The 20,466-nt window shown below is 56.2% G+C and carries 24 protein-coding genes; 10 read left to right on the top strand and 14 right to left on the bottom strand.

The annotated features are described in order from the left end of the window. Positions 1 to 3: 3 nt before the first annotated feature. Together K0O24_RS02325 and K0O24_RS02320 are read right to left on the bottom strand one after the other, a co-directional pair. The gene (locus K0O24_RS02325; protein WP_219894227.1) at positions 4 to 201 is read right to left on the bottom strand and encodes a hypothetical protein; all 198 of its coding nucleotides are present in this window, start codon (positions 199 to 201) and stop codon (positions 4 to 6) included. A 74-nt stretch (positions 202 to 275) separates the two neighbouring features. Beyond that, on the bottom strand, positions 276 to 1,271 hold the full coding sequence (locus K0O24_RS02320) for a bifunctional helix-turn-helix transcriptional regulator/GNAT family N-acetyltransferase (RefSeq protein WP_219894226.1): 996 nt from the start codon (positions 1,269 to 1,271) through the stop codon (positions 276 to 278). 166 nt (positions 1,272 to 1,437) lie between these two features. On the opposite strand from K0O24_RS02320, the gene K0O24_RS02315 reads away from it, so the two are divergent. Then, complete coding sequence (locus K0O24_RS02315) at positions 1,438 to 2,502, top strand: NAD(P)H-binding protein (RefSeq protein ID WP_246611101.1); 1,065 nt, start codon at positions 1,438 to 1,440, stop codon at positions 2,500 to 2,502. A gap of 208 nt (positions 2,503 to 2,710) precedes the next feature. On the opposite strand, the gene K0O24_RS02310 is transcribed toward K0O24_RS02315, so the two are convergent. Beyond that, positions 2,711 to 3,226 (bottom strand): nuclear transport factor 2 family protein, encoded by a 516-nt coding sequence (locus K0O24_RS02310; protein ID WP_219894225.1) that lies wholly within the window; start codon positions 3,224 to 3,226, stop codon positions 2,711 to 2,713. A 241-nt stretch (positions 3,227 to 3,467) separates the two neighbouring features. Between K0O24_RS02310 and K0O24_RS02305 the strand changes: the two genes are divergently transcribed. Then, positions 3,468 to 3,872: a RidA family protein gene (locus K0O24_RS02305; RefSeq protein ID WP_219894224.1), complete on the top strand. Its 405-nt coding sequence runs from the start codon at positions 3,468 to 3,470 to the stop codon at positions 3,870 to 3,872. A 157-nt stretch (positions 3,873 to 4,029) separates the two neighbouring features. Here K0O24_RS02305 and K0O24_RS02300 read toward each other — a convergent pair whose 3' ends face one another. Continuing rightward, complete coding sequence (locus tag K0O24_RS02300; RefSeq protein WP_219894223.1) at positions 4,030 to 4,875, bottom strand: alpha/beta fold hydrolase; 846 nt, start codon at positions 4,873 to 4,875, stop codon at positions 4,030 to 4,032. Positions 4,876 to 4,896: 21 nt separating this feature from the next. Here K0O24_RS02300 and K0O24_RS02295 point away from each other — a divergent pair, with 21 nt between their 5' ends. Continuing rightward, positions 4,897 to 5,268 carry a hypothetical protein gene (locus tag K0O24_RS02295; protein WP_219894222.1) on the top strand — a complete coding sequence of 124 codons (372 nt, stop codon included), beginning with the start codon at positions 4,897 to 4,899 and terminating at the stop codon, positions 5,266 to 5,268. 79 nt (positions 5,269 to 5,347) lie between these two features. Further along, entirely contained in the window at positions 5,348 to 5,800 is a 453-nt protein-coding gene (locus K0O24_RS02290; protein ID WP_219894221.1) for a nuclear transport factor 2 family protein, read from the top strand. A gap of 111 nt (positions 5,801 to 5,911) precedes the next feature. Here K0O24_RS02290 and K0O24_RS02285 read toward each other — a convergent pair whose 3' ends face one another. The 3 genes from K0O24_RS02285 to K0O24_RS02275 form a co-directional block, all read right to left on the bottom strand. Next, positions 5,912 to 6,826, bottom strand: a complete 915-nt coding sequence (locus tag K0O24_RS02285; RefSeq protein WP_219894220.1) for an alpha/beta hydrolase — start codon at positions 6,824 to 6,826, stop codon at positions 5,912 to 5,914. Between the two features lie 82 nt (positions 6,827 to 6,908). Then, positions 6,909 to 8,084, bottom strand: coding sequence for an alpha-hydroxy acid oxidase (locus tag K0O24_RS02280; protein ID WP_219894219.1), 1,176 nt, complete (start codon positions 8,082 to 8,084; stop codon positions 6,909 to 6,911). 31 nt (positions 8,085 to 8,115) lie between these two features. After that, positions 8,116 to 8,610: a nuclear transport factor 2 family protein gene (locus K0O24_RS02275; protein ID WP_219894218.1), complete on the bottom strand. Its 495-nt coding sequence runs from the start codon at positions 8,608 to 8,610 to the stop codon at positions 8,116 to 8,118. Between the two features lie 124 nt (positions 8,611 to 8,734). Here K0O24_RS02275 and K0O24_RS02270 point away from each other — a divergent pair, with 124 nt between their 5' ends. The 6 genes from K0O24_RS02270 to K0O24_RS02245 all read left to right on the top strand — a co-directional run bounded on the left by K0O24_RS02270 (position 8,735) and on the right by K0O24_RS02245 (position 15,007). Beyond that, positions 8,735 to 9,652, top strand: coding sequence for a VOC family protein (locus K0O24_RS02270; protein ID WP_219894217.1), 918 nt, complete (start codon positions 8,735 to 8,737; stop codon positions 9,650 to 9,652). Positions 9,653 to 9,768: 116 nt separating this feature from the next. Continuing rightward, complete coding sequence (locus K0O24_RS02265) at positions 9,769 to 11,961, top strand: TonB-dependent receptor (RefSeq protein ID WP_219894216.1); 2,193 nt, start codon at positions 9,769 to 9,771, stop codon at positions 11,959 to 11,961. A gap of 111 nt (positions 11,962 to 12,072) precedes the next feature. Further along, a complete protein-coding gene (locus tag K0O24_RS02260; protein ID WP_219894215.1) occupies positions 12,073 to 12,837 on the top strand; it encodes an SDR family NAD(P)-dependent oxidoreductase in 765 nt (254 codons plus the stop codon). Positions 12,838 to 12,899: 62 nt separating this feature from the next. Beyond that, the gene (locus K0O24_RS02255) at positions 12,900 to 13,796 is read left to right on the top strand and encodes an SDR family oxidoreductase (RefSeq protein ID WP_219894214.1); all 897 of its coding nucleotides are present in this window, start codon (positions 12,900 to 12,902) and stop codon (positions 13,794 to 13,796) included. A gap of 50 nt (positions 13,797 to 13,846) precedes the next feature. Beyond that, positions 13,847 to 14,164 carry a putative quinol monooxygenase gene (locus tag K0O24_RS02250; RefSeq protein ID WP_219894213.1) on the top strand — a complete coding sequence of 106 codons (318 nt, stop codon included), beginning with the start codon at positions 13,847 to 13,849 and terminating at the stop codon, positions 14,162 to 14,164. A 96-nt stretch (positions 14,165 to 14,260) separates the two neighbouring features. Beyond that, positions 14,261 to 15,007 (top strand): SDR family NAD(P)-dependent oxidoreductase, encoded by a 747-nt coding sequence (locus tag K0O24_RS02245; RefSeq protein WP_219894212.1) that lies wholly within the window; start codon positions 14,261 to 14,263, stop codon positions 15,005 to 15,007. A gap of 61 nt (positions 15,008 to 15,068) precedes the next feature. Here the strand turns inward: K0O24_RS02245 and K0O24_RS02240 are convergent, their stop codons facing one another. The 7 genes from K0O24_RS02240 to K0O24_RS02210 are packed head-to-tail and all read right to left on the bottom strand — an operon-like array spanning position 15,069 to position 20,445. Further along, entirely contained in the window at positions 15,069 to 15,590 is a 522-nt protein-coding gene (locus tag K0O24_RS02240; protein ID WP_219894211.1) for a nuclear transport factor 2 family protein, read from the bottom strand. 56 nt (positions 15,591 to 15,646) lie between these two features. Next, positions 15,647 to 16,459 (bottom strand): pirin family protein, encoded by an 813-nt coding sequence (locus tag K0O24_RS02235; RefSeq protein WP_219894210.1) that lies wholly within the window; start codon positions 16,457 to 16,459, stop codon positions 15,647 to 15,649. Between the two features lie 3 nt (positions 16,460 to 16,462). Beyond that, positions 16,463 to 16,945, bottom strand: a complete 483-nt coding sequence (locus K0O24_RS02230) for a VOC family protein (RefSeq protein WP_219894209.1) — start codon at positions 16,943 to 16,945, stop codon at positions 16,463 to 16,465. Between the two features lie 26 nt (positions 16,946 to 16,971). After that, positions 16,972 to 17,805, bottom strand: a complete 834-nt coding sequence (locus tag K0O24_RS02225; protein WP_219894208.1) for an alpha/beta fold hydrolase — start codon at positions 17,803 to 17,805, stop codon at positions 16,972 to 16,974. Between the two features lie 58 nt (positions 17,806 to 17,863). After that, positions 17,864 to 18,610, bottom strand: a complete 747-nt coding sequence (locus K0O24_RS02220; protein WP_219894207.1) for an SDR family oxidoreductase — start codon at positions 18,608 to 18,610, stop codon at positions 17,864 to 17,866. 9 nt (positions 18,611 to 18,619) lie between these two features. Beyond that, on the bottom strand, positions 18,620 to 19,462 hold the full coding sequence (locus K0O24_RS02215; protein ID WP_219894206.1) for a fumarylacetoacetate hydrolase family protein: 843 nt from the start codon (positions 19,460 to 19,462) through the stop codon (positions 18,620 to 18,622). Further along, positions 19,459 to 20,445: a fumarylacetoacetate hydrolase family protein gene (locus K0O24_RS02210; protein WP_219894205.1), complete on the bottom strand. Its 987-nt coding sequence runs from the start codon at positions 20,443 to 20,445 to the stop codon at positions 19,459 to 19,461. Before K0O24_RS02210 ends, K0O24_RS02215 begins: the two co-directional genes overlap by 4 nt. Positions 20,446 to 20,466 lie beyond the last annotated feature (21 nt).

Genomic DNA, 20,466 nt, shown 5'->3' with positions numbered 1-20,466 from the left:
TGCTCAGATCGGCTTTGCGCCCGCAGTCCCGCACTTGGCGAACTTGCCCTTTGCGTCCTTGCAGCGAGCTGCCTTTTTGGGCGCAGCAGGCGGACATTTGATGAATTTGCCTTTTGCATCCTTGCACGGTGCTGCATAGGCGCCCGTAGCCGATCCGGTCACGAGCAAGACGGCCGTCAGTATCGCAGTGAACTTGCGCATTGTTACTCTCCCACTGGTCGCGCCCCATGTGCGGGCGCAGTGGCATTCGACCAAGCGTGTGGGCCAAGTTCAAGTTACGACTTTGTAATGTTCGGCGCATGCCGGCGTTCGTCTGCACGCGGCCCCTGGACGTAGCGCATCGCGACATCGCACCGTTGATATCGTGAGCCATACCGGGCCATGATTTCTGCGTCATGAGCGAACCCCAGCTTTTCATACAGGTGGATCGCCGCAGCACAGCTCTTGTTGGTCAAAAGGTAAAGAGGATTGGCTCCAAGGGTCTTCGCGCGCGCAATGGCAGCATGCAGCAGAAACTCTCCCGCCTTGAGGCCTCGGGCGCTCTCGCGCACGCCCATTTTGGTCAGTTCCAGGCTCATTTCGCCAGTCCTTTGGAGCGCGCATGTGCCGACGATGCCCAACCCGGGCGCCTCCACAAAGAGTATGACGCCGCCGGGATCAATGATTGTCGCGTACGGATTTTCCAGAACTTCGCGATCGGTCGCTTCCAAAGAGAACATCGTCGAAATCCATTGTGCATTGATATCGTGAAAGTCGCTGGCCAACGCCTCTTCGAATTCGCGGATCTTCAGACCGCCCGGCCGGGCGCGGGCCGCCCGATCCGCAATCGACTCGGCGTCAAGTGCGCGCTCGATGATGGACAGGTCGGACATGAAACGTCCCGACACGTTCGCTATCAGTTCTTCGGCGGCCATGCCTATCCGCGGCCAAAGATCGGTTGCCGATTTTTGCGCGGCGTCATGACCGGCCGGAGACAGTTCAACCAATCGGGTGCGCTGGTCAGCCACTTGAACATCAGCGACTATTCCCAGCTTTATCATTTGACCCACGCTGCGGGTGACCCCCGGCTGACTGATCCCGATGGCGCGCGCTATTTGCCCCACTGTCATGGGCCCCCCACGAAGTGCAGCGAGGACGGCCATGTGACTGGGCTGCAGGGGCAGTCCGGCATGTGCAATGGCGCTCATTGCGCCCGCCTGCATCCGCTCTGCCAGTCGCTTCAATCTGCTGCCCAGAAATGATGGCCCCATATCCGTGATGACGTCGTGCATGATATTCTCCATAGCAAGTTATATAACGTGTTATTAAAAGTTATTCGTGGCGTCAACATGCCCAAGCATCTCGTTCGCCGGGGCTTGTTCGCATTGCTGTGGGCGCCATAATGGGTGATCTGGCCTCAACGGGCGCAACAGCGTCGGGCCAACAGGCAGGGACATTGTGAGAGGCACCGAAAAGACGACGCAACCATCGCCAGCGGCCGCCGCTGCGTCCGCAGGCATGCCAGAAGCCGATGCGCGACAACGGGTCTGTGTTCTTGGGGCAACCGGAACCATCGGCCGCGCGACAGTGGCAGCGCTTGTGCAGCGCGGACACGAAGTTGTTTGCTTCGTCAGGCCTCGCACTGGCGTTCAGCGAGGAAATCCGACTCCCGGCTGTCTGCCACTCTTTGATGGCGCGGCGGTGAAGGAGGTCGACATAAGCGACAAGGCGTCGATTGTTCGTGATGGGTTTGGAGCGAAGGAGTTTGATGCGATTGTGTCGTGCATGGCCTCACGTACCGGAGTGCCAAAAGACGCATGGGCGGTCGATTATCGCGCGCATCTGAATGTGCTGGAATTCGCAAGCCAGTTCAGCGTCAGCCACTTCGTCCTCCTGTCAGCGATTTGCGTCCAGAAGCCGCTGCTTGCCTTTCAGCAGGCCAAGCTGGCGTTCGAGGCGGCGCTGATTGACTCTGGCCTGCGTTATTCGATCATACGGCCGACTGCGTTTTTCAAATCGCTCTCCGGTCAGATCGAGCGCGTGAAGAAGGGTCGGCCCTTCCTGCTCTTTGGTGACGGCACCCTCACGGCATGCAAGCCCATCAGCGACAGCGATCTGGCTGATTATATCGCGGGCTGTTTGACCGACGAAGACCGGTGGAACCGGATTCTGCCGATCGGTGGGCCCGGCAGCGCGATAACGCCGCGCGACCAAGGCGAGGCCCTGTTTGCATTATTGGGGCGTACGCCCAAATTCCGATCGGTGCCGGTCGCCCTGCTCGATGGGATTGCCGGTGCGCTTGGAACACTGGGCCATATTGTCCCAGGCCTAGCGGAAAAGGCGGAACTGGCACGGATCGGCCGCTATTATGCGACCGAGTCGATGCTAGTGCTGGACCCGCAAACTGGCCGTTATGATGCGGCAGCCACGCCGTCCACAGGAACCGAGACCCTGTTCGACTTCTATCGGTCGGTTCTCTGCGGGACTGCCACTCCAGAGCGCGGCGCCCATGCCGTCTTTTGAAACGTTTCGACAGTACAGGAAAATGATTCCTAAGACCTTTGGGTGCGTCGATATGGCGATTGGTATAATGCATTTGCTGCCGCAAAAGCATGAATGGTGGAGGACACGATCGTTGATGTCGCGCTCGATTCAGTTAGGGCCCGCTAGGCAGCCAAGTCGTCCCGGCCGCCACCGCTCGCGCGAATCCCGCGGGACAGCCGGCGAGCGCTCACGACGCGAGATTGGCCTTGCAGAAGATCGCCTGCATGGAGTCCAGCAATTCCGGATTGTTCAGGTCGAACAGGCCTGCGTTACCGTCCACCCAACGGAAGTCATGCTTGATCCGATTGATCAGCCAGGTCTCCCCGTCCCGCTGCAAATCAAAGTCGTACCAGCCGTATTGATTGTTGAAGACCGCCCCCATGTCGGTCGATTTCCAGTGACGCGAGGTCATATAGACGAGGGCATGGGCGCGATCGCCGTCCAGCGTAATTGCGAAGTTCGAATAGACATGATGGCGGCGCAGCGGTTCAAAGAAGGCGGTTGCCCAACGGGTAAGCAATCTATGCGTTACGGTCACTTCACCATGACCGGTCAACCGTTGAAAATCCAAATTGAGCGGGTCGGTCAGACAACTGCAATAACTATCCCAGTTACCCGTATCGAGCGCTCGACCGAACGTGAGGATGACCTTCGAGACATTACGCTCGTCCCAAAGTGTCGCAAGCTTTTCCTGATCGGTCATGGTCGCCCTTTTCGGCCCTACGGGGCGTTGCGTGCAGTTCCGGGCTCGATTGGAATGCTCTTGAACGTTCTTTCGTTGCCTCGAACGTCACCCCCAACCTCGGACAGCGCCTCTTCGATTGCGTTACGTTTTGATGAATGCATTTGTCAATAATGAATTTTCTGCTAGCCGGGGGATGCGCGCAAGACCGATGCTGACGCGTCGGCTCTGAATTTTTTGCTCGATGTGAAAGGCGACAGCAATGGAAAAGGCGATCATCAACCCCGAAGGCATCTTCAATCATCCGGGCTTCTCACGGGTGGTCGCCATCAGGAATCCCGGCACGTTGATCTTCATTGCCGGACAAACGCCATCCGACGCGAACTATGAACCAGTCGCGCTCGGCGACTATCTTGGCCAGTACCTGCAGGTAATGGAGAATTTGGCGCTCCAGCTGGCGGCAGCGGGGGCCACGTGGGACGACGTGGTATTTCGTCGCATTTTCGTATTGAATGTGGACAGGTTCGCTGAGGCCATCCTCGCTCCCGACGTCCCATCCTTTTTCGACCCAGCGAGGATGCCCCCAAGCACCATGATCGGTGTGACGCGTCTTTCAAAGCCGGAATTCCTGGTTGAAATCGACCTGATGGCCGTCACCGCTACGTGAACCACGGCGGTAACTTCAAACCCCACTGTCGATTCAGACGAGCACAACAGCCTTGGCCGATTGGCAGGTCCTCATGGCCTGAGGATCGCTAGCGTTTGGGAGCACTGCGCGGACCAGAGACGAGTTGCCATCCGACTGACAGCACCCAATGGCGAAATCAGTTTCCGCTGACAAAAAAGCTCCGCATTAGCTCGACAAACATGCGGTTGTATTCAATCATCACCCAATGACCGCATTGCCCGAATACATGAAGCTGTGAGCGTGGGATCAGTGCTTGGGCGCGGATACTCACATCAACTGGGACAACCACATCTTCCCGGCCATGCAAGAGGAGGGCCTCGCATTCAAGTGACGTCAGCTGCTCTTCGGTCAGTGCCATTGCATCGACAATCTTTTGGCGAGGTGCCGGGAACATCGAGCGGAACGCTGCCTGGTATTCCGGGCGAGCGCATGCAGCGAGACGGCTTTCGACCAAGTCATCGGTGATCAGTGCCTTGTTGTATGGGAAAAAGCGCATGTGCTCTGTCATCAAATCATGTGTGAGCGCATCTTCTCCCCACAATCTGTCAAGCGCCGGAGTGATTGGGAAGGAGAGCAAATTGGCCCCCATCATTGCAATTCGCGCCACTCGCTCGGGATTCTTGAGCGCGAAATGCGTCGCTAGAGTGCCTCCGAACGAATTGCCGAGAAACGAAACCCGATCGAGACCAAGCGCATCGAGAAACGCGGTAAGATGTTCGAGCCAATAAGGCATGGTGTACTTCGCGCCCGGCTCCAGCTCGGTAAAGCCAAATCCAGCCATATCGATGGCAATGACTCTGGCATTGGAAGCGACCTTGTCGATCACCAATCTCCAGTTCGCCCAGGCGCTCACGCCCGGACCAGAACCGTGAATCAACACGATTGGAGTACCCGATCCTGCTTCAAGATAATTGGTTTTCAGCCCTTTTGCGACTATCGACTTGCCAATTTCGGGCCTCACGACCGCGCTTGCTTCACTCATTCGATCCTCCATTTGCTTGACTTGCCGATCGCCTCCAAATCAAATTTAACTGGCAACCTCGTCGATGATGCGGTTGGACAATGTCACCATCCAGCTTGTGGCGACGTCGATCCGGTCTTGAGGCTCGAGCCAATGCGGCGGCTGACGGTTGATCCCGGCGCCAAATGGATTGCCCAAGGCGATCATGTCGCCCGACACACAACAGCAGACAACCTATCCGCCCTCAGCATGACCGAAGCCGTGGCGGCCATCACGCAGAAAATTGACGAACTTTATCTCCACTCCCACGTGGTCCATTCAAAACGCAGCATCCGGCCGTTCCTTGGCCTTGCCAGCAAGCCTCAAGTTAATTATCATTCCCTTATAGTGAAAGCAACTACTAGTAGTGAATAAGCAACAATGCTAGAATGAGGGCGAATAGTCGCTTGGCGGGCTTGCTCGTGCGGTAGCTGGCGGGAATAGGAGTGGGTTAATGGCAGGCTTGACCAAAACAGGTATGGAAGCGTGGATTCGCGACTATTTTGATGCGTGCAATTCGGGAGATATCGAGCGTATTGCCGCCTGCTTCGAACCGGATGGCGTCCATTATTTCCCGCCCGGAATGTATGAAGGCCCCTTTGTTGGCGCGCAAACCATCGCCCGCAAATGGAATGAAGCGGTCCGCAATCTGGGTTCCCACTGGACTGTCGATCAGGTCATCTGCGAGCCCGAAAGTCGCCGCGCGGTGATTGAGTGGAGCCATTTCAAGCGGAAATTCGGGGTGATCCTGCGCGGAGATGAATGGTACATCTTCTCGCCAGCGGGACGGATTCAGGAAATTCGCGCCTACTACGCCTCACCACAGGACAGTTCGCTCGAAATGCTTGAGCTCGGAGGATTTGATTATGCTGACCGTGGCTATCCGATGAGTGCCCCGGATGCTTGATGATGCCAAAATCCGGAGACTTGAACCTATCGGAGAAGGTTTGTGACCGACAGAGTTATGGAACTGAAGCATTTCATTGGCGGAGAGTGGAATAGTCGAGCTGGAGACGGATTACCGCTCCCTTAGCGCCGACGCCAGAAACGAACCGATTCCTCCCATCGCTTCCCGTGCTGCTTCAAGGGTCGCGATACTCGAAGTGAAGACGTGCAACATTCCTTCCCAGACATGCAGATCAGCAACGCCGCCAGCGCGCTCAACCTGTTCGGCAAAGCGAACTGAGTCATCAAGTAGCACTTCGTCATCGCCGACATGAATGAGGATTGGGGGGAGACCTGAAAAGTTGCCAAAGACTGGCGACGCACGCGGATCCTCGGGGGCGGCGCCAGCGAGATACGCGTTTGCGCAGGCTATGATTTTGCCGCGATCTAGCATCGGGTCTACTGCCGCGCGGCTGACAAAACTCTCACCGCTGGCTGTCATGTCGACCCAGGGCGAGATTGCAACAAGGGCCGAAGGTTTCACTTCGCGGTACGTGCTGACAAATGCTGCCAGCGCCAGCGTCAGGCCTCCACCAGCTGAATCTCCGGCGATGGCGATGCGAGTGTATCCGCGGCTGACAAGCGCATCATACGCAGCCAAGGCCTCGTCAAAGGCTGCCGGGAAAGGCCGTTCCGGTGCGAGTGCATAGTCGAGTGCGAAGGCGCTGACCTTGGCTTTCGCGGCGATCTGACCAACCGGATGGCGATACGCCTCGGCGCTACCCATGACATAGCCACCGCCGTGTAGATAAAGGATCACCCCATGGGTTGGGGTATTCTTGGGACGGCACCACCAGCCTGGAACTCCACCTACCGTGTCGGCCTCATAGTCGACCCCATCGGCAAGCGGTGTCTGCGCAATCATGTCATCAAAGAAAGGCCGGGTCTCAGGCGCAAGGGCCAGTCCGGGCATGCTTTTGAGAAATGTGCGGGTCGCAGCCATTGTCTCGGCGTCCGCCTGGCTGATGGTATGGAAGTGTCTTGGCATTTCTTGATCCTTTTCGGAATTATTGTTGCATCATTGGGAGCAGGATCGAAGTGCAGCTTGCGCGGCGAATTTTTGCGGAGGCCTACCTCTGTCCAGGTGAATTTAGGGTCTCGACCAACCCATGAATGTGCCGCTCCGAAATTTCGGCGATCGCTGCACAGCCCAGCAGCGTCATTGCGCGGATGACTTCAGTTTTGAGCAGATCCAACACCCGCGCCACCCCGGCCTGTCCGCCAGCAGCCAGCCCGTAGAGGTATGCTTTGCCAAAGGAGCATGCATTGGCACCCAGTGCCAATGCCTTGACGATATCGGTGCCGCGCCGAATTCCACCATCGACAACCAAATCCATAGAATCTCCAACCATCTGACGGATAGAGCGAACGAGATCAATCGGTGCGGGTGCGCCATCAAGCTGGCGGCCGCCGTGGTTGGAAATCATTAGGCCATCAACGCCAATCGCCTTCGCACGCAACGCATCGGCAGAAGACAGAACACCCTTCAAAATAAGTGGCCCGTCCCATTGCGCGCGCAGCCATTCGACATCGGACCAGATTACTGTTCGGTCGAACTGGCTGTTTACATAGTCAATCAGGCCCATCGCGCCGCCACCAAGCGCATCGACTCGGTGCGCGACGTTTGCAAGTTTGAAGTCGGGATGGAGCGCCAGGTTCATCGACCAGACCGGGTGAGTTGCAAAGCTCCAGAGGCTCTTCAACCCGAAGCGTGGCGGCATGACCATGCCGGTCCTGAGATCGCGTTCCCGGTTACCGGCCATTGCCATGTCTACTGTTAGGCACAGGGCCTCATATCCCGCCGCCTTGCAGCGGTGAACGAACTCAAGCGTTAACCCGCGATCCTTCAGGATATAAATCTGGAACATCTTTGGTGTTGAAATCGCCGCGGCGATGTCCTCAAGCGACGTAGTGCCGAGTGTGGAAAGCGAATAAAGAGTACCGGCGGCCTCGGCTGCGCGTGCGACTGCCAGTTCCTTGTCATGATGAAACAACCGCGACATGCCAGTCGGCGCGAGAAAAAATGGCAGTGCCAGAGGCTGTCGGAAGAGCGTGGTCGAAAGGTCTATGGTGCTCACATCCCGCAGGCATTCGGGGAGCAGCTGGTAATCGGAATATGCCGAGCAATTCCGGTTCAGGGTCCATTCGTCATCCGCGCCGCCATCAATGTAATGAAACATTGGGGCCGGCAGTCGACGCTTCGCCAATGTTCGAACCTCGTCGATATTATGGCACTTTGGCAGCATGCGGGCCTGGCCTCCAGGTTTGTTCAACGGTTCAGCGTGACCACGGGTAGTACCCCTTGGTGCCGTCGACATAGTCAGGATCGATGTAGATCCAGATGCCGCTGATCAGCTCTTCACGGAATGAGAACCAGACGCAGAATTGTCCCCCACATGCACCGTCAGGTTCCCATCTTCTGCCGTCGGTCAAGGTTCCCGAGCTCAGCCCTGAAATGCAGACCTGATCGTCGCCCGTCAGACACCGAAAGCTCTCGGCGTGGTGGCTGATTGAGCTCAGGTAAGGCCCGAGGTCGGTATACAATTGGGCGAGATCTTCCTTACCTTTTGCGATCCCCCACTTGGGATACATGACCTCAACATCGTCGGTCAGCAGTTCAAAGACGTTCCCGGCTTCGTCCATTGTCCGCAGGAATTTCTGCGCAAGTTCGAGTTTGGTCGTTTCCATTTTCCGTTCCTTGGCGATCATGATCTTCGCATTCGTGCTCTCGCGTGGGCTGTACGTAAAGGCCTTCAAGCTGCTGTGCATCATAGGTATAAATTTCACCATTGACAAATGCATTTATTAATTAGAAATATCACTCATTGACTGAATGGGTCCAACGGGGCCTAAAATGCGTTGCGGTGAGCTGCGCATTGGCAAAGACAGGATGATCATGAACCACAGCTTCCGATACAAACAGTTGGGCTACCTCGCGTTGAACGTGACAGACATCGAAGCTTCGACGCGGTTTGTAGTCGATGTGTTCGGGCTCGATCTGATCGATGAGGACGATACGGGTGCGAGGTATTTTCGCGTGGGTGCCAGGCATCATGACTTGATCCTTACTCCCGCCGAGACAGCTTGTTTTGTCAGATCGTCCTGGGAACTCGAGTCACAGCAAGAACTTGATGTCGCATTCGCTAAGTTCAGTGAGTTGGGCCTCAACCCGGCATGGCTCGGTCGGAACGAATGCGATCGCCTCTCTATTGCCCGGGCGTTCCGCATGACAGACCCTGTCTTGGGCGCGACGTGGGAATATTTCGCCGAAATGACGAACATTTGCAGCCCGCTTCGCAACGGTTTGACATCATTCCAAGGCGGCAAGCATTTCGGGATTTACGTTCCCGATAACGAAGCCATGACGGATTTCCTGTGCGAAAGAATGGGATTCAAACTGTCTGACTACATTGGCGATCAGTTCATATCCCTGGTGCGGGCTTGGCCAAACCCAAACCATCACAGTATCGGCACTGTTACAATGCCGGGTTCGCCGCCGCGCCTTCACCATATCGCATTCATGGTAAATGAGATCGATGACATCGGGCGGCTGTTTAACCGATGCAAGAACAGCGGCGTTGACATTCACTTCGGGATTGGCCGGCATCCGACTTCTGGCAGCATCCATCTCTACATCTACGGACCGGACAACTTCGTTTGGGAATACACGCTCGGGATGGAGCAATTCCCAGAGCATGATGCCAGGCAGCCGAGGCGCATGTCCGGGGCGCCGGAGAACTACGACCTTTGGGGAGCGATGCCGGACGATTCAAGGGCCGACATTCTTCCATTGGTTCAAGTGATTGCAACATAGCCGAGCGCGAGTTCTGGCCAACTACCTATGTGCCCCGGCTCATCTGCCCGGCACCAAACGACCGAGTTCCAAGACAGAAATATCGAAATTCAAACAATCAATCGGGGAGAATGACCATGATTAAGAGAAACCGTATAAGCACACATGGTTGGCGTAACTTGTCGTCGATCTCGTTGCTTGCCTTGTCAGTTTGCTGGGCGACGGGCGCACAGGCGCAGGAGACCAAGCCGAGCGAAGCAGCTGCTGGCGACGGCGGGCTCGCCGAGATTGTTGTCACTGCGCAAAAGCGCGGGGAGAATCTGCAGAAGGTACCAATTGCGGTTAGTGCGTTCTCGGGCGAAGCGTTGGCAACCAAGGGTATCCAGTCGGTGGTCGAGCTGACGTCTATTGCGCCCGGGCTTACCTATACCGTTCAGGCCACCCAGGCCACCCCGCGCATCCGCGGAATTGGAACGGCTGTTGCCGGGACTGGCAACGAAAGTTCGGTCGCAACCTATGTAGATGGAGTCTACTACGCTTCCGCAACGGGCTCGATCCTGTCATTCAACAATGTCGAGCAGGTTGCCGTCCTCAAAGGCCCGCAAGGCACGCTGTTCGGACGCAATGCCACGGGCGGGCTGATTCAAATTACCACAGCTGATCCCAAAGACCAGTTTCAGGGTAATGCCCGGATTGGATATGGAAACCAGAACACACTTGGCGGCGATCTCTATCTGACCGGCGGGTTGGGTGCCGGGGTCGCCGCCAATCTTGCGGTCCATTATAGCAACCAGATGGACGGCTTCGGCACTAACAAGGCCACCGGCCTGGATGTCAACAAGACCCGCGACATCGGTGTTAGAACCAAGTTCAAATTTGACCTGGGCGACGACACGACCGTTATCGCGGCGTTTGACTATGACCACACCATCAATGCCGGTCCGGCTTATCGTCCGGTCTACGGGGAGAAGGCTCTCTTCACTGGGTATTCGTTCACGGGCGGGTTCAATGATGCCGATTCCAACACTCAACCGCGCTCAAGCGTCGAGCAATATGGTACCAGCCTCAACGTGACGCATGCGTTTTCGGGCGTCAAACTGGTCAGCATCACAGCATATCGGCACACGTTATGGGATGTCCAATTTGATTCCGATGGCACGCCAGCCAATCTCTTTTACGTAAACGTTCATGAACCCGATAAGCAGTTCAGTCAGGAGCTGCAGCTCGTATCAACCGACAACGGGCCGTTCAAATGGATGCTCGGCGGCTATTATTTCCATGGCAAGGCCACGGTAAGCCCGGGCACAGTCGGGTTGCCGGCATTTGGCTTTGTCCAGTTTGTTCGCGCTAATCAGTCAGTGAGTTCCTATGCAGGTTTTGCTCAAGGTACCTATAGTCTGAGTGATGCTACATCGTTGACCGTTGGCCTGCGGTACACCGACGAAAGCAAGACCATCAACTCCGACGGCGAACTCGATTTTATTGCCCCGGCGTTCGTCCTGCCTGCCACTCCTTATACGGCGAATTCGCATGTTTCGAAGCTAACCTGGCGCGTTGCACTTGATCACAAGGTCACGCAGGACGTGCTGATTTATGCCTCCTACAATCGCGGTTTCAAGAGCGGCGGCTATAATTTGTTCGCCCTAAACACACCAAACTCTTTTGTGCCGGAACAGCTTGATGCATTTGAAGTCGGCTTGAAGAGCGAACTTCTGGATCGAAAATTGCGGTTTAACACAGCTGCTTTCTACTATGATTTCAAAAACATTCAGCTCAACACTTATGTCAATTCTGCTCCGGCAATCTACAACGGCAAGTCTGCCAAGCTATACGGACTGGATGCAGACATTACGGCGGCACCAGCTCAAGGATTGACCCTCACTGCGGGCCTGTCGCTGGTTCATGCGCGATTTGATGACTTCCCCATCGCGACGACCGTCATCTTGCCAACAGGCGGTCTTGTTCTTGGACCGTTCATCAGCGCTAAAGGAAAGCGGCTGCCGCAAACCCCAAGCATGCAAATCAATCTCGGGTTCGAATACAAGCACTCTCTGCCAACCGGGAGTCTGAGTTTCGCTGGAGACTATTTCCATTCGACACGGTGGTATGAGGGGCCAGAGAACCGCTTGTCCCAGGCGCCATATTCTCTGGTCAATGCATCGGTCACCTGGAATCTCGACGATGATGAGAAATACAGCTTCAAGGTTTGGGGACGGAACCTGACGAATGCGCGCCATGCAAACCAACTTACTGCGCAGACCAATGATCTCGACATGTTACAGCCGGCGGATCCGCGGACGTATGGAGTTTCGTTCTCAGTCAAATTCTAAGCCTGCAGCGCAGCGCAGGGGGTGGCATCTCCTGCTCTGGGCATTTGCGTCGCACGTTTAGGCTACCCCGGGCGGGTGCATGCTGACTGGTCGAAGGGATGAGGAGAGGAAATGACTGGTCGTCTAATCAGCAAAGTCTGCATTGTGACCGGAACCGGCGGGTCAATGGGGCGCGAGGCAGCTCGGATGTTTGCCGCTCAAGGTGCACTTGTCGTGGGCTGCGATATTGACCCATCTCGCGCCGCGGAAACACTTGCATTGGTCACTCGCGCTGGCGGGCGGATGACGTCTCTTCATCCGGTTGACCTATCATTGCAATCGGGGGCGAAAGCATTGATCAACTTCGCGATAGCCGAATTTGGCCGCATAGACGTCCTTTACAACAATGGGGCTGCGGCTGAATTCGCTTGGTTGCCGGACATGTCGGGCGACCAGTGGAATTTCACTCTACGCAACGAAATGGATGTCATTTTTCATACGGTTCAGGCGGTCTGGCCGCATATGCTTGCAGGCGGCGGCGGTTCAATCATTAATGTCGGCTCGGTCTCTGGCAAGATTGCCTATCAAGTGCTGCCAGCGCTTGCCCACAGTGCTGCCAAGGGTGGCGTGATTGCTATGACCAAGCATCTGGCGATGGAGGGCGGCCCGCACGCAATTCGCGCCAATTCGATCAGTCCCGGTCTCATCCTGAGCGATGCGGTGCGCGCGTTGATGCGTGACCCTGCCTGGGAAGGGCCGATGCTGAACAAGATCATGCTCGGCCGGCCCGGTGAGCCTGAAGATGTCGTTCAAGCAGCGATTTACCTCGCCTCCGATGAATCGCGCTGGGTTACCGGGGCAGACTTTGCAATCGACGGCGGAACAACTGCTTGGTGAAATGGCGTTGCGCACGAAACAATAAAGCTTCGAATGCCGGGCAAGATTTTGGAAGGATCATTATGACGATACTCGTAACGGGCGGCAGTGGTTCGATTGGGTCCGCATTGGTGATGCGGCTCGCGGCTTCCGGGGCGAGCATTCGTGTGCTTGTGCGATCGCCCGACAAATGCCGGTTCCCCGCCGGAGTTGAAGTGGTCAAGGGAGACCTCACGGACATCGATTCCATTCGCTCAGCGCTTGCTGGCGTGAGAACCCTGTTCCTTCTCAATGCCGTATGCCCCGACGAGCTCAATCAGGCGATGATGACGCTGAATTTGGCACACAGTGCGGGAATCGATCGCATCGTCTATCTGTCTGTGACCAGGAGTGACGTCTTTTCGAACGTTCCACACTTCGCTGCGAAGCATGCCTGTGAGCGCATGATAGAGGAATTCGACATTTCTGCGACGATCCTTCGCCCCAATTATTTCATGCAGAATGATGTGGTTTTAAAAGCAGCAATCATGCAGGATGGCGTCTACCCCATGCCGATCGGCGGCATTGGCCTGTCTATGATCGACACGCGGGACATTGCAGATGTTGCAGCTCACGAGGTGCTACGCCGTGATCAAGCAGCGGCCCCTCTTGAGAGGACGATCATCGAACTCAGTGGCCCGGACGTCATCGATGGAGCGTCTGCCGCCAGAATCTGGTCCGAAAATATTGGGCGGCCTGTGCACTATGGTGGAGATGATTTGGCTAATTGGGAGCAGGTGATACGCGGTTATATGCCGCAATGGATGGCCTACGACATTTGTCTTATGCTGGATCGCTTCCAACAAGCGGGATTGGCCGCAAGCACTGCGGATAAATCGCGGCTCGAAACCTTACTGGGTCGACCTTTGCGTCCGTACAGAGACTTTGTGGCGGAAACATCGAAGGCATGGCTTTCGTCAACTCCGCAATCGAACATTTGACCACTATGCCAGTCGCAAGTGGCAGTCGATTAGAAGAAGAGGATTAGAGCATGACATCCCAAGCCGATGATGGCCCAATTGTGACGCTGATCGAATTCACAATCGATGCGAATAGGCTCGCTCAATTTGAAGAGTACATGGATAAGGTCGCCCCTGGAACTCGCGCATATCCGGGAAACCTCAGCTTCGAGTCTTGTCGAGATCCCGCAAATGACGCGCACATAATACAACGTGTCGTCTGGAGCGATATGACATCGCAGAAACAGTACATGCAATGGCGCGAGAGCACTGGCGTGTTCGATGAAATTCGAGACTTCATTGTCGTGGGACCGGAACTAACTTACTGGAAATTGAACCAGACCTACTAGCCAATTGAGGTCGGTCGCTGCCAGGCTCGTGGTTGCGCGCCAGTGCTCAGCACCTTCGAATAGACATGATCAAGAACTCAGACGCGAAGGAGAGGGATGATGGACATAGTTGGGGCAGTCGCACTTGTCACAGGCGCAACGGGCGGCATCGGCCGATCGCTGGTTTCAACGCTTCTTGAGGCAGGCGCACGCAAGATTATCGCATGCGATCTTGATGAGGCAGCCCTTGGCGAGATCAAGCGTTCTGCGCCTGGTCGCTGCGAAACGCATGCCTTTGATGTGACCGACGAGCAGGCAGTGCAGCGCGTCGCAGCTGCCTGTGGCGATGTTAGCCTGTTGATCAATTGTCACGGCCTCGTCATCCACGAATCATATTTGGAGGCCGCAGGCGTAGCCGGCTTCCGCAAGGAGATGGAGGTCAACTATTGGGGCCAGGTGTTGATGTGTCGGGCCTTTGCTCCAATCGTTGGGAAGAATGGTGGCGGCGCGATTGCAAACTTTCTCTCGCCGCTCGCTCTGGCAACCCACCCCTTTTGTGGCAACTATTGCGCCAGCAAGGCCGCATGCCGCGCGCTCACGGATGCCATGCGTGCCGAGCTGGCAGAGCAAGGGACCTTGGTCGTGTCGATCTTCCCCGGTGCGATTGATACACAGATGATGACAAAACTCGATATGCCCAAAAGCCAGCCAGCGGAAGTCGCGGCCGGAGTTGTCGCGGCCATCATAGCGGGCGATACAGAATGCTGGGTTGGCGAGACAGCTCCTGAATTTCGCGATCAATGGCGTATCGACCCAGCTCCGCTGGTCGCAGCCGCAGCCAAGTATCTGCGGTTGCCCAAATAGGCTGCTCGCGCGCCGCTTTAAGACTTTCCTAAAAGACCCGAAAACTCAGCCAAGCATGGCGTTAGCTGGGTAATACATGGTTCTCGGCAGCAAATACCTCACCCATCGCAGCGAGAAATTCGGGATCGTGCATTTCCGCTATGCTACCGCTGCCGTCCACCCAGAAGAAATTAATCTTGATAGCATTGATCCGCCAGCTACCCGCATCGCGTCTCAAGGAGAAGTTGTAATAGCCGAACTCTTGGCTGGTCGCCAGACCTAGTGCGTTATGACGCCACACATGCGCCGTCAAATAAACCACCGCTTCAGCCGCATCGCCCTCAACAGTAATATCGAAATTGGTGTAGACGTGCTGAGTCTTGATAGGAGCGAAGAACATTCGAGCCCATTTGTAAACACTGTCGAACGAAGCGCGGACCTCGCCAATGCCGGTAAGCGGTTTGAAGTCGATCCTAACCTCGTCGGTAAGGCAGCGCCGATAGAGTTCCCAATCTTTGGAATCAAGCGCACGCGCATATCGCACCAGAAGCGTTTGGATCTCGCTGCGGTCCCATAACAAAGTGGTAAGATCGGCCTCGTTCATTTTCTTTTCCCAGGTCAACGTTACATCGAAGAGTGTGTGCGGGGAGACCTGAATACTCAGCGCAACATGCCCGCTGCGCGAAGTTCGCTTCCGATTCGCGCGATTTCGGCCTCACCACGCGCCAATGCCTCGGCGCTGGTGTGCACAGAATGGTTGCCGATATGCAGGTCGTATGGATGCTTGGCAGCGGAACCCAGAACAAAACCCGAGTCAGTTATGGCGGTAATGGTGATGGCTTCCATGCCTTCGTCAAAGATCAGCATGTCCCCGTAGCCCGCATGTTCGGAGCAACTGATCTCACCGCCATGTACCGCAAGCCAAGCAATGCTTTGCTCTGGGGGCGGCGCGAATGTCCACTCCTCCCCCGCACGCAGCCGTACGTCGAGATAGGTCAGTGCTTTTGGCGCATCAATCGCGCTCCGCACACCAGCGTATTCTCCCAGGATAATGCGTGCAGGCCCTGCTTGGAGCACCATATCGGCATTCAGATATTGGCTATGGGGCTGCAGGTTTTCTCGCTCTGGAGGCAGCGCCACCCAAAGCTGAAAGCCCAGCAATTGCTCGGTGCCGATCGGTGCGCCGGTGTGCCAGACTCCGCCGCCTGATGCCATCCATTCCACCGCCCCAGAACCCAATTCTCCGGTTGTTCCAGTCGTTTCTTGATAGCGCACAGCGCCGGCTATGATCACAGTTACTGTTGCAATGCCCGAATGCGGGTGCCAGCGCATCATTCCCGCGGGGCCTGGCAACGGTGTGGCCAGATCAAGAAACACAAACGGTTTGATCAATTCGCCAAGGTCTCCCGGGCTTACCAGTCGGGTAATTGGGCCTAGGTCCCGACCGCGCGTGCGGATTGCCACCTTGCGCATCGGCTAGTCCTTTTTGGGCTTGAAGGCAGACACATCGGCTACCGGCCCAGTGCTCAGGTAGTGTTCGAATCGCTGGGTGTACCCGCCCTCGGGATTCGCAAGGATTTCCCACCAGTTGGAGTCGAGATCACGGAAGTAGAACGCGTACACGTCGTGCTGTGTGGCAGGGGTGGTAATGCCCTTCAGCCCGAACTCATCCTTGTACTGGGTGCACAAAGCGTGTGCACGATCTACTTCCTCTCGGCTCGAGACGTCGATTCCATTGTGGTTGGTATAGGGCATGCCCTTGCCTTTTGGGCCTTGAACAACCACGTAAATGTGTTTGCCGCCGAGCCTTACCATTCCCGATATTGGGCTCGTCCGGACAAATTCAAAACCAAGGAAGCGTTGGTAGAAATCTGCCGACTTTTCGATATCGTGCACTTCCAGAGTGCCGTGTGAGAGGAACTTGAGGTCGAGTATCGACTTGGTTGCTTGAGCGGTCATGAGCGGATCCATTCCTTAGGCTTGGGTCAAATTTCAGAGAAGAATTCAATCAGTGCACGACAGAAACGATCAGCCTGCTCGACCATAATCCAATGGCCGCAGCGATTGAAGAAGCGAGCCTGCGAGCGCGTGATGTTGCGGGCAGCGCGAAGCGAAACTTCGACCGGCACAATCGAGTCGTTTAGGCCGTGGAGAAACAACCATTCGTTGCCGAAGCTCTGAAACTGCTCATCGCTCAGGCCCCAATCGTCGATGATTGCCTGCCGTTTGCTCAGCGGGAACATGGCTTCATAGGCTTCGCGATAACCGGATCGATTGCTTGCCTCATAGCGCAGATGCACCAGCTCGTCCGAGATGATGCTGGGGTCATAGGCAAAGATCGTCATCAGCTCGCGCATCAGTGCAGGTGTCGGATTGCTGTAACCCCAGGCTTTGTGGAGCGACGGCGTAACATCGAAGGCGCACACCGGCCCCGCCATGACCGCAGCGCGTTCTACGCGATCAGGAAACTGCAGATTAAAATTGGTGGCCAGCGCGCCGCCGAACGAATTTCCAACGAAGGAGACTTTGTCGAGCTTGAGGGCGTCGATGAAATTACGCAAATGCTCCACCCAATAGGCCATTGTATAGTCCGCATCGGGGTCGAGTTGAGTGTGTCCGTAACCGGCCAGATCGGGCGCAATAACCCGGAAGTGCTCAGCCAACCGAGGCAAGGTCCTTCCCCAGTTCGCCCACGCGCTGACCCCGGGCCCTGAGCCGTGTAGCAAAATGATCGAATGGCCTTCACCCATCTCATGGTAGTTGGTGGCAAGTCCCATCGCTTGAACTGACCTGCCGATTTCGGGGTTTGTATTGACCATATTGAACCTGCCTTTCTTCTTGCTCGGATCGGCAAATGCCCTCACGTGATATTTTGGTTCACCAAGGCAGCCGGGCCCCATCATGCGAAATAAAGCTGCCATTGTCCGACGATGTCGCACTGCTGATGACTTTGATCATGTTGCCGACGCTTGTTTCAGGGTCGAGCATGGCATCTCTGCCGCCCATTGCTGTCTTCACCCACCCCGGGTTGACCGAGAGAACCGTGAACCCGCAGCTGGCGAGGTCCGCAGCAAGATTTCGAGAAATCATGTTGAGTGCGGCCTTGGAGGACCGGTAAAGATACAAACCGCCGCCTGGCGGAAAGCGGTTGGGTGAACATGCCTCAATACTACCCATTATGCTGGAAATCATCACGATCTTACGCTGGCTGCCGGCTTGCAGATTGGGCAGGACAACCTCTGTGAGGCGCGTCGTTCCGATGACATTGATGAGGAACACCTCGCTCCAGCTGGAATGGTTCAAGGCGCCGAAGACCTGGACTTTCCGGCGGTTGTCCTCCGAAAAATCGATTGGTGTTGTGTCCATGACACCTGCATTGTTGATGAGCAGATCGATGGGTGCGCTCGCCAACTTGGTTGCGAGGTTGTCGATGCTGACGAAATCGGCAAGATCGACGGCGTGAATATTCAAACTTTCAGGTGTGCCGCCTCTTAGTGCGCGCAGGTCATCTGCTCTCTCGGGCTTGCGGCAGCAGGCGTGGACCGACCATCCAAGGCGAAGGAGCTGCCGGGTGAATTCAAGACCCAAGCCGCTGTTGGCGCCCGTGATCAAGACCGATGGCATGTGACACCCCTATTCATCGGCGACGTAATTGGTGAGCGTGCCGATACCCTCGATCGAAACGTCAACCCTATCGCCTGGTTTCAGCCATATCTTGGGATCGCGAGTGGTTCCGCAACCCAGCGGCGTTCCAGTTGCGATGACGTCGCCCGGTTGCAGTGGGAAGATCGACGACAGGTAGGCAATCAATTCCGGGATCGGGAAGATGAAGTCTGCGACATCCCCGCGTTGCATGATCTCGCCATTGAGGCTTGATGTTACAACTAACGCGGTTGGGTCGGGGATTTCATCGCTTGTTACCAGCCAGGGACCAAACGCACCGGACCGCCAGAAATTCTTTCCAGGTGCATCCTGGGTCGTGTGGCGCTGATAATCGCGCAAACTCCCATCGTTGTAGCACGCATAGCCCACGATATGGCAGTGAGCGTTTTCAATCGATATGCGCCGCCCGGGCTTGCCAATGACAAATGCCAGCTCGCCTTCCCAATCGAATTGGTCCGAAACGGATGGACGAATGATGGGTTGCAGATGCCCAACTTGTGAGTCGGGGTATCTGGTGAAAAGGATCGGATAATCTGGAATTGCAAGACCCGCCTTCAGTGCATCAGCGCGGTAGTTGCGCCCGATGCAGATGATCCGCCCAGGATCTGGGATAGGCGGTAACATCGGTGTATCGCCAATTCGCCCAAAGGAGGCTTTGCCCTCGGTCGCACATCGAATCTCGCCGAGCGACTCTAAGGCGTTTTTGAGGTTGCCATACCGCTCGCGGAGTTCGCCGCCGACATCGACGATCTCTTCGCCGTTCACGACCCCGAAAGACGGTGCTCCGTGCAGCAAATAGGACGCCAGCTTCATGTGAGCCTGCCCGAGGTGCCTCCGCTATTCGAAACGATCGTGTTGGAAAGTGTTCCGATGCCGGAAATGTCCACTGTGACGATGTCGCCATCTTGCAGAAATACTGGCGGCTTTTTGGCCATCCCGACACCCGCAGGCGATCCGGTGGAAATGATGTCACCTGGGCTGAGCGCATACCAATGAGAGACGTATGAAACGTAGTGCGCGACTGAGAAGATCAGGTCATCGGTGGTGACGTCCTGGACCACATTTCCGTTGACCCGCACTGTCAGGTGCAACGCGTGTGGATCGGGAATTTCGTCGCGGGTTACAAGATAGGGACCCATTGGAGAGAAACCCGGGTGTTGCTTTCCTCCAACATTGCGCGACCAGGCACCCAACATCTTGACCGGAACCGTGACGGCTGCGACCTCGGCCGTATGATCTCGCGCCGAAACGTCGTTGTGCGCCATATAGCCGGCGACGTAATCCATCGCCTCGGACTGCGCGACATTGTAGCATGGGCGGCCGATGACGATCGCCAGCTCACCCTCGTAGTCAACCATCGTGCCCTGATGTGCTGGCAGCACGATAGGGTCGCGGTGTGCACTGATCGCGGCGGGAGAACAGAGGAACAGCACTGGGTTGGCAGGAGCAGGAACGCCACCCATTTCCGTCAGATGCTGGCGATAAGCCAGGCCGCAGCCCATGAAATGCATGGGATCGGGTATTGGCGCGCAAAACCGCGCCTTGGCGCCAGCAACAAGCGCGCCAGCCTGATCCAGCGCATCGAGCAGTTGCGTCCCTGCCGCTTCTACTTGGGCAACCATCGTCCTTAGGCGATCCAACGCACCATCTTCGGCAAGCAGGCCCTTTAGCGATAGGGGCAAACCGGCAGCGCCGGCCAAAAGATCATTTGCCAGTGAAGGCACCAGCAGTCGGTCGCCGCTGACAGCTGCTGCGACGCGTGTGGTTCCTTGGCAATCAAGGGTGGCAAGCTTCACAATCAACGTCCCCCATGGCGC

It is taken from the genome of Aquisediminimonas profunda (assembly GCF_019443285.1).
GTDB lineage: Bacteria > Pseudomonadota > Alphaproteobacteria > Sphingomonadales > Sphingomonadaceae > Aquisediminimonas > Aquisediminimonas profunda.
The sequence above is the reverse complement of the archived record's forward strand: the minus strand, read 5'-3'. Positions and strand labels throughout refer to the sequence as shown.

Bases quoted from the DNA above. Each gene is read 5' to 3' on its own strand.
- K0O24_RS02325 (WP_219894227.1), bottom strand. From the start codon at position 201: ATGCGCAAGTTCACTGCGATACTGACGGCCGTCTTGCTCGTGACCGGA.
- K0O24_RS02320 (WP_219894226.1), bottom strand. From the start codon at position 1,271: ATGCACGACGTCATCACGGATATGGGGCCATCATTTCTGGGCAGCAGA.
- K0O24_RS02310 (WP_219894225.1), bottom strand. From the start codon at position 3,226: ATGACCGATCAGGAAAAGCTTGCGACACTTTGGGACGAGCGTAATGTC.
- K0O24_RS02305 (WP_219894224.1), top strand. From the start codon at position 3,468: ATGGAAAAGGCGATCATCAACCCCGAAGGCATCTTCAATCATCCGGGC.
- K0O24_RS02300 (WP_219894223.1), bottom strand. From the start codon at position 4,875: ATGAGTGAAGCAAGCGCGGTCGTGAGGCCCGAAATTGGCAAGTCGATA.
- K0O24_RS02290 (WP_219894221.1), top strand. From the start codon at position 5,348: ATGGCAGGCTTGACCAAAACAGGTATGGAAGCGTGGATTCGCGACTAT.
- K0O24_RS02285 (WP_219894220.1), bottom strand. From the start codon at position 6,826: ATGCCAAGACACTTCCATACCATCAGCCAGGCGGACGCCGAGACAATG.
- K0O24_RS02280 (WP_219894219.1), bottom strand. From the start codon at position 8,084: ATGCTGCCAAAGTGCCATAATATCGACGAGGTTCGAACATTGGCGAAG.
- K0O24_RS02275 (WP_219894218.1), bottom strand. From the start codon at position 8,610: ATGATGCACAGCAGCTTGAAGGCCTTTACGTACAGCCCACGCGAGAGC.
- K0O24_RS02270 (WP_219894217.1), top strand. From the start codon at position 8,735: ATGAACCACAGCTTCCGATACAAACAGTTGGGCTACCTCGCGTTGAAC.
- K0O24_RS02265 (WP_219894216.1), top strand. From the start codon at position 9,769: ATGATTAAGAGAAACCGTATAAGCACACATGGTTGGCGTAACTTGTCG.
- K0O24_RS02260 (WP_219894215.1), top strand. From the start codon at position 12,073: ATGACTGGTCGTCTAATCAGCAAAGTCTGCATTGTGACCGGAACCGGC.
- K0O24_RS02255 (WP_219894214.1), top strand. From the start codon at position 12,900: ATGACGATACTCGTAACGGGCGGCAGTGGTTCGATTGGGTCCGCATTG.
- K0O24_RS02250 (WP_219894213.1), top strand. From the start codon at position 13,847: ATGACATCCCAAGCCGATGATGGCCCAATTGTGACGCTGATCGAATTC.
- K0O24_RS02245 (WP_219894212.1), top strand. From the start codon at position 14,261: ATGATGGACATAGTTGGGGCAGTCGCACTTGTCACAGGCGCAACGGGC.
- K0O24_RS02240 (WP_219894211.1), bottom strand. From the start codon at position 15,590: ATGAACGAGGCCGATCTTACCACTTTGTTATGGGACCGCAGCGAGATC.
- K0O24_RS02235 (WP_219894210.1), bottom strand. From the start codon at position 16,459: ATGCGCAAGGTGGCAATCCGCACGCGCGGTCGGGACCTAGGCCCAATT.
- K0O24_RS02230 (WP_219894209.1), bottom strand. From the start codon at position 16,945: ATGACCGCTCAAGCAACCAAGTCGATACTCGACCTCAAGTTCCTCTCA.
- K0O24_RS02225 (WP_219894208.1), bottom strand. From the start codon at position 17,805: ATGGTCAATACAAACCCCGAAATCGGCAGGTCAGTTCAAGCGATGGGA.
- K0O24_RS02220 (WP_219894207.1), bottom strand. From the start codon at position 18,610: ATGCCATCGGTCTTGATCACGGGCGCCAACAGCGGCTTGGGTCTTGAA.
- K0O24_RS02215 (WP_219894206.1), bottom strand. From the start codon at position 19,462: ATGAAGCTGGCGTCCTATTTGCTGCACGGAGCACCGTCTTTCGGGGTC.